Raw genomic sequence first — 14,086 nt, forward strand, 5'->3', positions numbered from 1 at the left:
CGATCATGAACCGAGGTCGTCGGCTTCGATCTTGCGCTTGCCGTGCAGCACGCGGACGATTTCGATCGCGTCGTCACCGACCCGGTACAAGGTGAGGTAGTCGCCGACCACCAAGTGGCGGATGCCGGGCGCAATATCGTCGCGCGGCGCGCCTGAGAAGGGATAGATCGCCAGCTGCTGCGACCGTGCCTCGATGCGATCGAGCAACCGGTCGGCCGCAGCCTCGCTGTCGCGTGCAACATGAAGCCAGATCGCGATTAGATCGTCTTCTGCGCGTGCGTTCCGAACGATGGGCAGCAAATTCATGCTGCGTCGTCAGATCGCAAGCGTCTCCGCGCCTCAGCCTTGATTTCATCCATCGACGCAAATCGTCCCGGCCCGCTGTCTAGGCCTTCCTGCACCAGCTTGCGCAACTCCTCGACCGTGTAGCCGTGGAGGTCGCGCCGGTCCTTCCATTGCCTGAGCGCATCGCGGATCACCTCGCTCGCCGAAGCGTATTCGCCGGCTGCGACCACATCGTCCACCGCCCGTGCCAGTTCCGGCGACAGCGTGATGCTGCGTTTGTCGACCTGTCCCATGATAGGCTCCTGATGCCACTCGCTATCCCATGGTACGATTTAATCGCACCAATTTCAAGCAATCGGTCGTCTCCCGCTGCGGCGGTAAATGGCTGAATGGCTTGAATCATCAGGCGCGCCCGAGGGCGCAACCTGCTGATCTCAAAAGACTTCTTTTCGATGTCGTGGAGAGAGTTGCCAGCTGGCCTGTAAGCCGGGTTCTGTATGGCCCTCGCCCCTTGCGAGGCGAGAACGTGGCGGCCATTCATCTTGGGCGCATGTTGCCATGCGCCTCACGCAACCTACCCGGACGGTGAGCCGGAAACAGCCCTCGAGGGTTTCCCCTCGCACCGCCCCTATTCGGTCTTGCTCCCGGTGGGGTTTACCGTGCCGCTCCTGTTGCCAGTCGCGCGGTGGGCTCTTACCCCACCCTTTCACCCTTGCCACGGTAGACCATGGCGGTTTGCTTTCTGTGGCACTTTCCCTGGGGTCGCCCCCGCCGGCCATTAACCGGCACCGTGTTTCCATGGAGCCCGGACTTTCCTCACCCGCGGCCTTTCGGCTGTTGCGGGTGCGGCCGCCCGGCCAGCTGGCAAGGCGTATAAAGGGGTTCACGCTCGAAAACGCAAACGAAAAAGCCGGCCGCTCCGGCCGGCTCCACAGACAGTCGGCTACAGCGCCGCCATCTGCACCTTGACCTTGCTGCAATAGGCGGCCGACACCGGGTTCATTCGCGTTGCGGCGTGGCCTGCATTGTATTTCAGGATCGTGCCGCAGGTGGTGCCGCCGCCGAGATCCTGCGCCATGGCGAGGTACTTCATGCCGTATTTGATGTTGGTGTCGGGATCGAAGAGTCCCTTGGCCGAACCGTTGTAGCCCATCATCCGCGCCGTCGCCGGCTTGATTTGCATCAGGCCGATTTCGCCGGCGCCGCCGACCATGTTCGGCCGGTAGTTGCTCTCGACCCGGATGACGGCGTGAGCGAGCGAAACCGGTACACCATAGCTCGCGGCATAGCGCGCGACGATCGCCGAATACTGACCGCCACCGACCACCGCAGCCGCCGCAGCCGCCGGCAGCGCAACGCCCCTTGGGCCGATCGATGCCGTTGTCATCTTGTCGACGGTCTTGCGGCCGCGCTTCGTCTGCCTTTTGGCGGTGGACTTCTTCGCCTTGGTCAAACTTGCCTTTTCCATTTTCGCGGGAGCCCGCTTCGTCGCCTTGGCGTCGTGGCCTGCCTTGCCGCTTTTGGCGGATACCGTGATGACCCCTTGATCCGCCCGCGGGCTGAGTGGCGCGGCATTCGCGGCACTGAAGGCAAAAGTCATTACGCCGGCAGCAAGAGCTGCCGTTAAAACGGTCAATTTCTGCATGTGATCCTGTTCTGTTTGAACTGCGCGAAGGTGTTCACGCAGCAACGCTTAATCAATATCGGAACATCCGGGGGGCTGGGGGTCCGACAACTTGCACGTCAGCCGTTTGAAGCTCGAATTGGTGCCAAACAAGGCCAGGCAAGTCACTTTGAGTGACAGCTTGTAATTTAAGGATTGGAAAGGACTTCTTGGGAGAGGCTTCCCTCTGGGTCAAGACCTTACGGAAGCAAGCAGCCCTTGCAGCGTCCGCAGTGTCGAGCCATCGGCAACGCCATCCACCTTGCGCTGCCGGAAATGCCGCTGAAACGCTTCGACGACGATCTCCGTCTGGCGGTCGAAAATGCCTGATATCTCGACGCCATAGCCATAGAGCGCCAGCATCGACTGCAACGCCTCGACATCGGCGTCGGTGTCGCCGGCCTTGAGCGCGGCCCCTCGCCTGACCGGTGCGGCCGCCACGAGATGGCCGACACCGGCCGCAAACAGCGTCCGCCATGGAAACTTCTCGCCTGGGTCGATCTTGCGTCCCGGCGCCACGTCGGAATGCGCCAGCACCCGCTCGGCGGCAATCGAATGCCGACCTGCGATCCCGGAGCACAGGCCGATCACCGCATCGATCTGCCGCCTGGGAAAACCGGGATACCCCAGCGAATGTCCCGGATTGACGATCTCGATGCCGATCGAACAGGAATTGATATCGGCGCGTCCGAACCACGAACTCTTGCCGGCGTGCCAGGCGCGATCGCTTTCCCTGACCATCTGCACGATGTGGCCATTCTCATGCACGAGATAGTGCGACGAGACCTCGCTGGCCGGATCGCACAGCCACGCCTCGGCCCCGGCGCCTGTCGACATCCCGGTGTAATGCAGCACGATCATGTCGGGCCTGAGCGTGTCGCGCCGCGGACCGAAATTCGGCGATACCCTGACCTCGGCGCTGGGCTCGTCGGGCAGGAAGCCGCTCATGCGTGCCGCAGGCCCCGCTCGATCATCTCATAGGCGGCATTGATCGCCGCCACCCTGGTCGTTGCGATCTTGATGAATTCCTGCGGCAGGCCGCGCGCGATCAGCCGGTCCGGATGATTGTCAGAGACCAGCTTGCGATAACGCTTCCTGACCTCTTCGAACGACTTGCCGCGTTCGATGCCGAGCACGACATAGGGATCGCCGGCACCGAGATTGATGTGCCGCGCCATGATGCTTTCGTAATGTGCCTCGTCGATACGGAAAATCTCGGCGATACGGTGCAGGAAGTGGCCTTCGCGCTCATGCACCAGGCCATCGGCCTTGGCGATGTGGAACAGACCGTCGAGTATGTCTTCAAGCATCACGCAGTTGGAATGCCCCGAGCCGCACAGTTGGGCCATCCGCTCGGCATAGGTCTCGAATCCGGCCACGTCGCGCTGGGCGAGATCGAACAGCCGCGCCACATTGCGCGTCTCTTTCGGTGGCACCTCGAATATCTCCTGGAAGGCACGCACCTCATCCTGGGTCACGATGCCATCGGCCTTGGCCATCTTGGCCGACAGCGCGATCATCGCCACCGAGAAGGCGACCCGCCGGCGCAGATCGGGGTCGCCGGAGAAAACCGTGCGCACGGCCTCGACGACGTCGGCGACACCCGACGAGGCCGAGGATGAAAAGCGTGTGATGAACTCGCCAAGGCGATCCCAAATCGACATGGCCTGCTTCTTAGTGCCACAGTCCCCCGCTATCAAGCCGGGACAGTGCCGCAGCCCCGGCGCAACCTACGGTGCGAGACAATATGGGAAAGGCCGGCGCATAGCCGGCCTTCCTCATTCATCACACGAGTACTGCTTTGCTGACTACTGCGCGGGCGCAGGAGCTGGTGTTGCCGGAGCCGGCTCGACAGGCTTCTCGGGTGTGATGCTCTTCGTGGTCGAGTTATCGGTTGCCGGAGGTGTTGCGGCCGGCGGCGTGGCTTCCGGCGTCGCCGGCTTCATCGGCTCTTCGGCAGCCGGTGGATTGGTGCTCTGGGTGGTGGTGTTGTCCTTGCCGCTGTCGCTGCAGGCTGCAACGCCAAGCAAGGCCAAGGCGGAAACGGATGCAAGAATGAGCTTTTTCATAAGATCTCTCCTTCAATACACGTTCACGTTACGGTGAACGGTCGAAGAGGAAATGCATCAGACAGCCATGAGTTTCGTAACGTTGCGTTTCCTCATGTAACATCGTCTGGCCCGTTTGCGATTGCCGGCCAGACAACGGCGAACTAACAGGATGCGTTGAACCGATCGAACTGAAACGTGCCGGGAGCTGCCATGACCGCGAAATGGGATTTCTGGATCGATCGCGGCGGTACCTTCACAGATGTCATCGGCCGCGACCCTCAAGGCGGGCTGCATCCGCGCAAGCTTCTCTCCGAAAATCCCGAAGCCTACGCCGATGCCGCCATCCAGGGCATTCGCGACCTTCTCGGCCTGTCCTCCGGCGGCGCGATCCCGCCCGGCCTGATCGGCGATATCAAGATGGGCACCACGGTCGCCACCAATGCGCTGCTGGAGCGCAAGGGCGACCGGGTGCTGCTGCTCATCACCAAGGGCTTTCGCGATGCGCTGAAGATCGCCTACCAGGCGCGCCCGGACATCTTCGCCAAGGAAATCATCCTTCCCGAACAGCTCTATGAGCGCGTCATCGAGATCGACGAGCGCGTGCGCGCCGATGGCCGCGTCGAGCAGTTGCTCGACATCGCCGCTTGCCGGCCGGCGATCGAGCAGGCGAAAGCGGATGGCATCGATGCCGTCGCAATCGTCTTCATGCACGCCTGGAAATATCCCGATCACGAGAAGGCGGTGGCAAGAGTCTGCCGGAAACTCGGTTTCAGCCAGGTTTCCGTCAGCCACGAGGTCTCGCCGCTGATCAAGCTGGTCGGCCGCGGCGACACCGCCGTGGTCGACGCTTATCTGTCGCCGATCCTGTCGAGATATGTGCAACGCGTGGCGGGGGAAATGGGCACCGCGCCAATCCGCCCCAAAAGGGTGGAGATCGGCCAGTCCCCTCATCTCATGTTCATGATGTCCTCTGGCGGCCTTACCGCCGCCGATATGTTCCAGGGCAAGGACGCACTGCTATCCGGGCCGGCCGGCGGCGTTGTCGGCATGGTCGAGACGGCAAAGCTCGCCGGCTTCGACAAGGTCATCGGCTTCGACATGGGCGGCACCTCCACCGACGTCGCCCACTATGACGGCGAGTATGAGCGTGCCTTCGACACCGAGGTCGCCGGCGTGCGTATCCGCGCGCCGATGATGCGCATCCACACCGTCGCCGCCGGCGGCGGCTCGATCCTGCATTACGAGGCCGGCCGCTTCCGTGCCGGACCTGACTCGGCCGGAGCCAATCCTGGCCCGGCCGCTTACCGCCGCGGCGGGCCGCTGGCCGTCACTGACGCCAATGTCATGCTGGGCAAGCTGCAGCCCGATTTCTTCCCGGCCATTTTCGGACCCGCCCAGGACCAGCCGCTCGACGTCGAGACGGTGCGCGCAAAATTCACCGCACTGGCCGCCGAAATCGGCGATGGCCGCACGCCGGAGGCTGTCGCCGAAGGGTTCGTCACCATCGCCGTGGAAAACATGGCCAACGCCATCAAGAAGATTTCCGTCCAGCGCGGCTACGACGTTACCGAATATCTGCTCAATTGCTTCGGGGGCGCCGGCGGCCAGCATGCTTGCCTGGTTGCCGACGCGCTCGGCATGGAAGCGGTGCTGATCCATCCCTTCTCCGGCCTGCTGTCGGCCTATGGCATTGGCCTGTCCTCGGTTTTCGCCTCGCGCCAGCAGGCGCTGCTGAAGCCGCTGGCGGAAGAGTCCAGAACCGAGATCGGCAACCTCATTGCCACCTTGAGAAAGGCCGTCATCGCCGAACTCGCAGTGCAAGGCATCGCAGAGGATATGGTTGCCGCGAAGCCGGTGCTGCACATTCGCTATGACGGCACCGACACGACACTGCCGGTGAATTTCGAGGAAGACTCGATTTTCCAGGCCAAGCGCGATTTCGAAATTGCCCACAAGGCGCAGTTCGGTTTCGTTTACGACAACAAGCCGATGATCGTCGAGACCGTCGGCGTCGAGGGCACAGACATCGGCGGCACGGGGCGCGACGAAAGCGATTCAGCACTCGAAGACATCGCCGCAAATCCTTCGGAGGTCCGAAAAATCTTTTCCGACAGCATCTGGCGCGACGCCGGCATCCTCCGCCGCGAAGGACTGAAGCCCGGGCACAGAATTGCCGGCCCTGCGCTGATCATCGAGCCGAACCAGACCATCGTCGTCGAGTCGGGCTGGCAGGCCGAGATCACCGCCAAGAACCATGTGCTGTTGCGCCGCATCGAGGAGAAGCAGCGGCAGGCAGCGCTCGGCACCGAGGCCGATCCGGTAATGCTGGAGGTCTTCAACAATTTGTTCATGTCGATCGCCGAGCAGATGGGCGTGACGCTGCAGAACACCGCCTATTCCGTCAACATCAAGGAGCGGCTCGATTTCTCCTGCGCGGTGTTCGACCACAGCGGCGCCCTGGTCGCCAATGCGCCGCATATGCCGGTGCATCTGGGCTCCATGGATCGTTCGGTCGAAACCATCATCCGGCTGAATTCCGGCGACATCCGCCCCGGCGACGTCTTTGCCCTCAACGCCCCCTACAATGGCGGCACGCATCTGCCCGATATCACCGTGGTGACACCTGTTTTCGACGATATCAAGCAGAAAATCCTCTTTTGGGCTGCCTCGCGCGGCCACCACGCCGATATTGGTGGCACGGCGCCTGGCTCGATGACACCGCTTGCCACCACGGTCGACGAGGAAGGCGTGCTGTTCGACAATTTCCGCATCGTCGATCGTGGGAAGTTCCGCGAGAAGGAACTGCATACGCTGCTCACCGACCACCTCTACCCGGCGCGCAATCCGCACCAGAACATCGCTGACCTCAAGGCGCAGATCGCCGCCAACGAAAAGGGCGTGGCAGAGCTCCGCAAGATGGTCGCGCATTTCGGCCTCGATGTCGTCGAAGCCTACATGGGCCATGTCCAGGACAATGCCGCCGAGAGCGTACGCCGCGTGCTGGAGCGGCTGCCGGATAGTTCTGAGTACGAATATCCGACCGACACCGGCCAGCTCATCAAGGTGAAGATCACGGTCGATCGGCAAAAGCGCGAGGCGACGGTCGACTTCACCGGCACGTCGCCGGTCATGAAGAACAATTTCAATGCGCCAGAGCCGGTCGCCCGCGCGGCAGTCCTTTATGCCTTCCGTGTGATGGTCGAGGACATGATCCCGATGAATGCCGGGTGTCTGCGGCCAATCAACATCATCATTCCCGATGGCTGCATGCTCAAGCCCGCTTACCCCGCCGCCGTCGTCGCCGGCAATGTCGAGACCTCGCAGCACGTCACCAACGCGCTGTTCGGCGCAATGGGCGCCATGGCCAATGCGCAAGGCACCATGAACAACCTGACCTTCGGCAACAAGACATACCAGTATTACGAGACGATCTGTTCCGGCTCACCCGCCGGCCAAATGAACTCCGGCCGCGGCTTTGCCGGAACCTCCGGCGTCCACACCCACATGACCAATTCGCGCCTCACCGACCCGGAAGTGCTGGAACTGCGTTTTCCCGTGCTGCTCGAGGACTTCCACATTCGGCAAAATTCCGGCGGCAAGGGCAGATGGAGCGCCGGCGACGGCACCAAGCGCACCATCCGCTTCCTCGAAAAGATGGAATGCGCGATCCTGTCCTCGCATCGCAACCGCCCGCCGCAAGGATTGCACGGTGGCGGCGACGGCGAGGTCGGCTCGACCAAGGTCCGCCGCAAGGACGGCACGATCGAAATGCTGAAAGCGTGCGACCAGACCGTGCTTCAAGCGGGCGACGCCGTCATCCTGACGACGCCGACGCCGGGCGGATTTGGCAAGGCCTGAACTTACGTCAACAGGCTGTCACCGGCCTGTCATGACCCTGCGCTACCCGCTTGCGGCAAAGCAAATGGGGAATCACCTTGCCATGACGGACGTTTCCGCAGATCTGGTTTTTCGCCGCGGCAAGGAAGTTGGAAAGGCCGTGTACCAGAACCGCCCGCTGTCGAAAGCCGGCATCTCGGAGCGGCTGTTCGCCTTCCTGTTTTCCGGCCTCGTCTATCCGCAGATCTGGGAGGACCCCGATGTCGACATGGAGGCGATGCAGCTTGGCCAGGGCCACCGCGTCGTCACCATCGCCTCGGGCGGCTGCAACATCCTCGCCTACCTGACCCGTTCGCCGGCACAAATTGACGCCGTCGACCTCAACGCCGCGCATATCGCGTTGAACCGCATGAAGCTGGAGGCCGTGCGCCACCTGCCGTCTCAGGGCGACCTGTTCCGCTTCTTCGGCGCCTCCGACACCAGCCACAATTCGGAAGCCTACGATCGTTTCATCGCGCCGCATCTCGATCCGGTCAGCCGTCACTACTGGGAGCGCCGCAACTGGCGCGGCCGCCGGCGCATCGCCGTCTTCGATCGCAATTTCTACCGGACCGGCCTGCTCGGCCTGTTCATCGCCATGGGCCATCGCACGGCAAAGTTCTTCGGCGTCAATCCAGCCCGTATGATGGAAGCCAAGAACATCGGCGAACAGCGCCGCTTCTTCGATGAGGAATTGGCGCCGGTCTTCGACAAGCCACTGCTGAAATGGGCGACATCGCGCAAGGCCTCGCTGTTCGGCCTCGGCATTCCGCCGGCGCAGTATGATTCGCTGATCACTTCGGGTGACGGCACCATGGCCAGTGTGCTCAAGGCCCGGCTGGAAAAGCTCGCTTGCGATTTTCCGCTGGAGAACAACTATTTCGCCTGGCAGGCTTTTGCCCGCCGCTATCCGAACCCCGGCGAGGCCGCCCTGCCCGCCTATCTCGAAAAACAGAATTACGAGACCATCCGCGGCAATGTCGACCGCGTCGCCATCCACCATGCCAATCTGATCGAGTTTCTTGCCGGCAAGGATGCAGGCGCGGTCGACCGCTTCATCCTGCTCGATGCGCAGGACTGGATGACCGATGACCAGCTCAACGCGCTGTGGTCGGAAATCACCCGCACCGCCTCAGTCGGCGCCCGCGTCATCTTCCGCACGGCCGCCGAGCCCAGCCTGTTGCCCGGCCGGGTTTCCAGCTCGTTGCTCGATCAATGGACCTATCAGGACGAGGCTTCGCGCGAATTCTCGGCCCGCGACCGCTCGGCCATCTATGGCGGCTTCCACCTCTATGTGAAGCGTGCGGCATGAGCACGACCGAGCTGCAGGCCAACCATGCCGAACTGATGGACGGCGTCTACCGCTGGCAGCGCCACATCTACGACCTGACGCGCAAATGCTACCTGCTCGGCCGCGACCAGATGATCTCCGCTCTGGACGTACCGGCCGGCGGCACCGTGCTTGAACTCGGCTGCGGCACCGGCCGCAACATCATCCTGGCCGCCCGTCGCTATCCCGACGCACGCTTCTTCGGCCTCGATATTTCGGCCGAAATGCTGGAGACAGCCGGGACCACGATTGCCCGCGACGGCATATCCGCACGCGTCATGCTGGCGAGGGGCGACGCCACCGATTTCGACGCGGGCGCGCTTTATGGCATCGAACGGTTCGACCGCATCTTCGTGTCCTATTCTCTGTCGATGATCCCTGGCTGGGAAAAGACGGTGTCGGCGGCACTTGCTGCCCTCGCCCCCAGTGGCTCCCTTCATGTCGTCGATTTCGGCCAGCAGGAAGGCCTGCCTGGCTGGTTCCGGACTTTGCTGCGCGGCTGGCTCAAAAAATTCCACGTCGCGCCGCGTGAATCGCTGCGCGAGGTCCTGGAATCGGAATCTCGGCGAACCGGCGCAAGCTTCCGTTTCCGCACGCTTTATCGCGGCTATGCCTGGCTGGCCGTGGTCGGGCGACCTGTCAGCACACCGTAAGTTGCTTCAAACGAGCCTCGGTCAGATCGAGGAGATCCTCCATACGACGGCCCTGGCAATCGGCCAATCCCTCACGCTTCCATTGAGCCTGACGTGTGTATTTGGCTGCAGCATCACGAAATGCGGTTAGCTCGTCGAAGGACAATACGGACCGGTCAGCGTGGTTGTACCCGTGATCAAAGCTTGTCCTAAGCTCGACCAAGTAGGGCTTTTCGCCGGTAGTGCTGATTGCGTACTGGATCACGGACTAAATTATTCGCCTTCCGCCGTTCCAGACCGGTAGATCATCACTCAAACTCAGAACGCCCAACCGTACACGCCCTATAGCGATCACTTCAGCGCCGTCATCAGCGCCCCCGCCATCGTCTGCGGGCGGTAGCCGAGCTTGGCTGGCGTCAGCCCGAGCCGCACCACCACCAGCTGCTCCGAGGGAATGATGGTGACCGTCTGCCCATCATGGCCTTCCATCCAGGTGGTGTCCTTGGGCAGGCCCGCCGCCACGCCGGCGCCGGGGTTTTTCTCGTCGCCCGGTGCCTCGATCCACAACTGGCCTTTGCCGTAGACTTTCGAGGCGGGTGCCGGCTCACGCATCCAGTCGACGAAGCCGGCTGGCAAGACCTGGTTGCCGTTCCACACCCCGCCTTGCAGCAGGAACTGACCGAAGCGCGCCCAGTCGTGCGCGGTGGCATAGAGATAGGACGAGCCGACGAAAGTGCCCTGCTCGTCGGTTTCCAGCACGGCGCTGTGCATGCCGAGCGGCTCGAACAGCGCGGTGCGCGGCCACGTCAGCGCCTTGGCCTTGTCGCCGATCGCGTCTTGCCAGAGGCGCGACAGCATCACCGCCGTGCCGCTCGAATAGGAGAACGCCTTGCCGACCTCGCCGGTCAGCGGCTTGGCTTCGGCGAAGCCCGCCATGTCGGGTTCGAGATAGAGCATGCGCGTCACGTCGGCGACGTCGCCATAGTCCTCGTTGAACTCCAGCCCGCTCGACATCGCCATCATGTCGGCAAGGGTGATCGCGGCGCGGCCATCCGCCTTCCACGGCGCGAACAGGCCTTTGTTGTCGACCGCCATCTTGGCGTCCTTGACCAGCGTGCCGATGATGGCGGCATTCACCGTCTTGGTCATCGACCAGCCGAGCAGCGGCGTCTTTGCCGAAAAGCCCGCGCCATAGCGCTCGGCGACGACGCGGCCGTTCTTGACCACCACCACCGCGCGCATGCCGGTGCCAGTCAGCGCCGCATCGTCGAGCAGCTTGGCAATCACCGGATCCTGTGATGCCTCGACCCGTTCGCCTTCCGGCCACAACGCGTCCTGGCTGACCGCCGACGGCTCGGCATAGATCGCCGTCCGCCGTGCCTTGCCGACATCGCCATCGGGAACCGAGGCGCAGCCCAGACCGTCACGGGCGACGGCAAGGCTTTTGCCAAGGAAGCCAAGCAGGCCCGCCGAGACGGTTCCCCTATTCTTGTCCACCGAGATCCGCATCAACCGCAGCAGCGGGTGCCCGGGCGCCTGCACGTCGACGGCGAGCACCTCATTGGGATCACGCCCGGCGATGAAGACGTTCGAGCAGACGATCTTGGCCGAATAGCCCGAGCCGACGCGGATCATTTCCGGCGGTGCGATGTAAAGCCAGGCAAACAGCGCGGCGATCGCCAGCACGACCAGGCCAAGCAGCCATTTGACGATCTTGGCGACGGTCCGCATTTGTTTCCTCCCAGGCCCCTGCCTGACGCTTATGTCATCGATTTGCCGCCATTGCTTCCGCAAATCGCAGTGCTTGTCGAGCGCCGTCAACCTGATATCAACCATGTTCGGCGATCACTGGGGGAACGGGCAATGCTATGGGGCGATCGCTCGTAGGGGGCCACCGCCGGCCATCAGTGGACAGACCCATCAGCGACCGGCTGAATCCGGCTCGGGAGTTGCGATGCGCCGTCTTGCGGCCCTTTTCATGCTGACGCTGCTTGGCGCCTGTTCGACCGTGGACGATCTCTCGCCGCTGTCGCCGTCCGCGTCGAGCAGCCCGACGACGGTTGCCGTGCGCGCGCCGCGCTTCGCCGATTCCAAGCCGCATGAATGGGACAGCGGCGCGCCGTGGAACTACGCCGTTCACGGCACCGACGTCTCCAAATACCAGACCTCGGTCGACTGGCCGTCGGCCAAGGCCAGCGGCATCTCCTTCGCCTTCATCAAGGCGACCGAGGGCGGTGATCGCTTCGATGAATATTTCAACGAGCATTGGGCCCGCACGAAAGCCGCCGGCGTTCCGCGCGCGGCCTATCATTTCTTCTATTTCTGCACGCCGGCCGCTCAGCAGGCGCGCTGGTTCATCCAGAATGTCCCGGTCGACCGCTCGGCGATGCCGCCGGTCCTCGACATGGAGTGGAACCCGAAATCGCCGACCTGCAGGCTGCGTCCCGATGCGGCCACAGTGCGCGCAGAGATGACCACCTTCCTAGAAATCGTCGAACGGCACTATGGCAAGAAGCCGATCATCTACACCTCGGTCGACTTCTTCGACGACAACGGGCTGTCGACCTTCCGCGGCTATCCCTACTGGCTGCGCTCCGTCGCCGGCCATCCGCGCGAAAAATACGGCAGCCACCCCTTCACCTTCTGGCAATACACCGGAACCGGCATCGTTCCGGGCATGACCGGCAAGTCCGACATCAACGTCTTCAACGGCAGTGAAGCCGCATGGAACAAGTGGCTACGGCAGAACACCCGTTGACACCGGTTCAACGGCAGCGAAGCCGCCTGGAACAAGGGGCTGCGGCAGAACACCGTTGACACCGGGTCAACGGCAACGAAGTCGCCCGGAACAAGGGGCTGCGGCAGAACACCCGTTGACACCGGTTCAACGGCAACGAAGTCGCCCGGAACAAGGGGCTGCGGCAGAACACCGTTGACACCGGGCCTGCCGCCTGCTTTTCGACACAGCCAGCGGCAAAGAGTGCAACCGCCGGTAATCCAGGGCATTGGGCTTCCGAGAGGGGCACGACAAAGGCCCTCATTCGTTTCGAAAGGAAGCTGATGCGACTGCGTTCCCAAGCCCTCGCGGCGCTATTCTTGTGCGCCACGGCTTTGCCGGCGATGGCGCAGGAATGTGGCGACGACTTCGAAGCCTGGAAGCAGGGCGTGGCGGCGGAAGCCAAGGCAGCCGGTGTCGGTGCCGTGGGTCTCGACGCGCTGGAGGATGCCACCATCGACGACAAGGTCCTGGCGCGCGACCGCGCCCAGGGCGTCTTCACCCAGACCTTCGTCGAATTTTCCAACCGCATGATCTCGGCCTACCGGCTGAAGCAGGGCGCGGCAAACCTGAAGAAATACGCCGATGTCTTCGCCCGTGCCGACCAGCAGTTCGGCGTCCAGGCACCGATCATCGCCGCCTTCTGGGCGCTGGAGACCGATTTCGGCGCCGTGCAGGGCGATTTCCACACGCTGAGCGCCCTGCTGACGCTTTCCCATGATTGCCGCCGCCCGCAACTGTTCCGGCCTCAGCTGGTGCCACTTCTGGAATTGATCGATCGCGGCGTCGTACCGGCCGACGTCAGGGGTGCCTGGGCCGGAGAGATCGGCCAGACGCAGATCCTGCCTTCCGACTATCTGGCGCGCGGCGTCGACGGCGACGGCGACGGCAAGGTCGACCTGCGCGGCAGCGTGCCGGATGTGATCATGACCACCGCCAATAAGGTGCTGTCGCGTGGCTGGAAACGCGACGAGCCCTGGATCGAGGAAGTCCGCCTGCCCGACGACATGCCGTGGGACCAGACCGGGCGCACCAACAAGCTGCCGCTGACGCAATGGGCGCAATGGGGCGTCACCTACCCCAGCGGCGCACCGCTGGTCGACAATGGCCTGAAAGCGGGCCTGGCGCTGCCCATGGGCCGCAAGGGGCCTGCCTTCCTCACCTACGACAATTTCGACGTCTATCTCGAATGGAACCAGTCCTTCACCTACGCGCTGACCGCTGCCAACCTCGCCGCCAGGCTGGCGGGCGCGCCACAGTTCGATCCGCGCAATCCCGAGACCGGCCTCAACAACGAGCAGCTGAAGGAGTTGCAGACCAGGCTGGAAGCCAGGGGCTACGATGTCGGCACGGTCGACGGCATCCTCGGCACCAACACCCGCGAAGCGATCCGCAAGGAGCAGATGCGCCTTGGCCTGCCTGTGGATGGCTGGCCGACGCCAGAGCTTTTGGCGAAACTGTAAATTGCCGGTA

12 protein-coding genes and 1 other RNA gene are annotated in these 14,086 nt (G+C 63.1%); 5 read left to right on the top strand and 8 right to left on the bottom strand.

What is annotated here, in order from left to right; genetic code table 11:
* Positions 1–3 precede the first annotated feature (3 nt).
* From ACFFNA_RS02635 to ACFFNA_RS02665, 7 genes are all read right to left on the bottom strand, one after another.
* The gene (locus ACFFNA_RS02635) at positions 4–306 is read right to left on the bottom strand and encodes a type II toxin-antitoxin system RelE/ParE family toxin (RefSeq protein WP_378915367.1); all 303 of its coding nucleotides are present in this window, start codon (positions 304–306) and stop codon (positions 4–6) included.
* Positions 303–578 carry a type II toxin-antitoxin system ParD family antitoxin gene (locus ACFFNA_RS02640; protein WP_378915369.1) on the bottom strand — a complete coding sequence of 92 codons (276 nt, stop codon included), beginning with the start codon at positions 576–578 and terminating at the stop codon, positions 303–305. The genes ACFFNA_RS02635 and ACFFNA_RS02640 overlap by 4 nt, the downstream gene beginning before the upstream one ends.
* A 173-nt stretch (positions 579–751) precedes the next feature.
* Positions 752–1,150: RNase P RNA component class A (rnpB, locus tag ACFFNA_RS02645), an RNA gene on the bottom strand.
* Between the two features lie 78 nt (positions 1,151–1,228).
* Positions 1,229–1,930 (bottom strand): lytic transglycosylase domain-containing protein, encoded by a 702-nt coding sequence (locus tag ACFFNA_RS02650; protein WP_378915371.1) that lies wholly within the window; start codon positions 1,928–1,930, stop codon positions 1,229–1,231.
* Between the two features lie 210 nt (positions 1,931–2,140).
* On the bottom strand, positions 2,141–2,896 hold the full coding sequence (locus tag ACFFNA_RS02655; RefSeq protein WP_378915373.1) for an N-acetylmuramoyl-L-alanine amidase: 756 nt from the start codon (positions 2,894–2,896) through the stop codon (positions 2,141–2,143).
* Entirely contained in the window at positions 2,893–3,612 is a 720-nt protein-coding gene (locus tag ACFFNA_RS02660) for a TerB family tellurite resistance protein (protein ID WP_378915375.1), read from the bottom strand. The genes ACFFNA_RS02655 and ACFFNA_RS02660 overlap by 4 nt, the downstream gene beginning before the upstream one ends.
* 144 nt (positions 3,613–3,756) lie before the next feature.
* Positions 3,757–4,017 (bottom strand): hypothetical protein, encoded by a 261-nt coding sequence (locus ACFFNA_RS02665; protein WP_111543647.1) that lies wholly within the window; start codon positions 4,015–4,017, stop codon positions 3,757–3,759.
* A gap of 192 nt (positions 4,018–4,209) precedes the next feature.
* Here ACFFNA_RS02665 and ACFFNA_RS02670 point away from each other — a divergent pair, with 192 nt between their 5' ends.
* From ACFFNA_RS02670 to ACFFNA_RS02680, 3 genes are read left to right on the top strand one after another with little or no spacing between them, the layout of a single operon-like run.
* Complete coding sequence (locus ACFFNA_RS02670) at positions 4,210–7,857, top strand: hydantoinase B/oxoprolinase family protein (protein WP_378915377.1); 3,648 nt, start codon at positions 4,210–4,212, stop codon at positions 7,855–7,857.
* A gap of 31 nt (positions 7,858–7,888) precedes the next feature.
* Positions 7,889–9,187: a BtaA family protein gene (locus ACFFNA_RS02675; RefSeq protein ID WP_378915379.1), complete on the top strand. Its 1,299-nt coding sequence runs from the start codon at positions 7,889–7,891 to the stop codon at positions 9,185–9,187.
* Entirely contained in the window at positions 9,184–9,858 is a 675-nt protein-coding gene (locus tag ACFFNA_RS02680; RefSeq protein ID WP_378915381.1) for a class I SAM-dependent methyltransferase, read from the top strand. The genes ACFFNA_RS02675 and ACFFNA_RS02680 overlap by 4 nt, the downstream gene beginning before the upstream one ends.
* A gap of 330 nt (positions 9,859–10,188) precedes the next feature.
* Here the strand turns inward: ACFFNA_RS02680 and ACFFNA_RS02685 are convergent, their stop codons facing one another.
* On the bottom strand, positions 10,189–11,568 hold the full coding sequence (locus ACFFNA_RS02685) for a serine hydrolase domain-containing protein (protein WP_378915383.1): 1,380 nt from the start codon (positions 11,566–11,568) through the stop codon (positions 10,189–10,191).
* A gap of 223 nt (positions 11,569–11,791) precedes the next feature.
* On the opposite strand from ACFFNA_RS02685, the gene ACFFNA_RS02690 reads away from it, so the two are divergent.
* On the top strand, positions 11,792–12,595 hold the full coding sequence (locus ACFFNA_RS02690) for a glycoside hydrolase family 25 protein (RefSeq protein ID WP_378915385.1): 804 nt from the start codon (positions 11,792–11,794) through the stop codon (positions 12,593–12,595).
* A gap of 302 nt (positions 12,596–12,897) precedes the next feature.
* Positions 12,898–14,076 (top strand): lytic murein transglycosylase, encoded by a 1,179-nt coding sequence (locus ACFFNA_RS02695; RefSeq protein ID WP_378915387.1) that lies wholly within the window; start codon positions 12,898–12,900, stop codon positions 14,074–14,076.
* Positions 14,077–14,086 lie beyond the last annotated feature (10 nt).

Source organism: Mesorhizobium kowhaii (assembly GCF_042431665.1).
Lineage (GTDB): Bacteria > Pseudomonadota > Alphaproteobacteria > Rhizobiales > Rhizobiaceae > Mesorhizobium > Mesorhizobium kowhaii.

Coding starts and splice junctions, on each gene's coding strand:
- ACFFNA_RS02675 (WP_378915379.1), top strand. CDS start 7,889: ATGACCCTGCGCTACCCGCTTGCGGCAAAGCAAATGGGGAATCACCTT.
- ACFFNA_RS02695 (WP_378915387.1), top strand. CDS start 12,898: ATGCGACTGCGTTCCCAAGCCCTCGCGGCGCTATTCTTGTGCGCCACG.
- ACFFNA_RS02635 (WP_378915367.1), bottom strand. CDS start 306: ATGAATTTGCTGCCCATCGTTCGGAACGCACGCGCAGAAGACGATCTA.
- ACFFNA_RS02670 (WP_378915377.1), top strand. CDS start 4,210: ATGACCGCGAAATGGGATTTCTGGATCGATCGCGGCGGTACCTTCACA.
- ACFFNA_RS02690 (WP_378915385.1), top strand. CDS start 11,792: ATGCGCCGTCTTGCGGCCCTTTTCATGCTGACGCTGCTTGGCGCCTGT.
- ACFFNA_RS02655 (WP_378915373.1), bottom strand. CDS start 2,896: ATGAGCGGCTTCCTGCCCGACGAGCCCAGCGCCGAGGTCAGGGTATCG.
- ACFFNA_RS02660 (WP_378915375.1), bottom strand. CDS start 3,612: ATGTCGATTTGGGATCGCCTTGGCGAGTTCATCACACGCTTTTCATCC.
- ACFFNA_RS02665 (WP_111543647.1), bottom strand. CDS start 4,017: ATGAAAAAGCTCATTCTTGCATCCGTTTCCGCCTTGGCCTTGCTTGGC.
- ACFFNA_RS02680 (WP_378915381.1), top strand. CDS start 9,184: ATGAGCACGACCGAGCTGCAGGCCAACCATGCCGAACTGATGGACGGC.
- ACFFNA_RS02685 (WP_378915383.1), bottom strand. CDS start 11,568: ATGCGGACCGTCGCCAAGATCGTCAAATGGCTGCTTGGCCTGGTCGTG.
- ACFFNA_RS02640 (WP_378915369.1), bottom strand. CDS start 578: ATGGGACAGGTCGACAAACGCAGCATCACGCTGTCGCCGGAACTGGCA.
- ACFFNA_RS02650 (WP_378915371.1), bottom strand. CDS start 1,930: ATGCAGAAATTGACCGTTTTAACGGCAGCTCTTGCTGCCGGCGTAATG.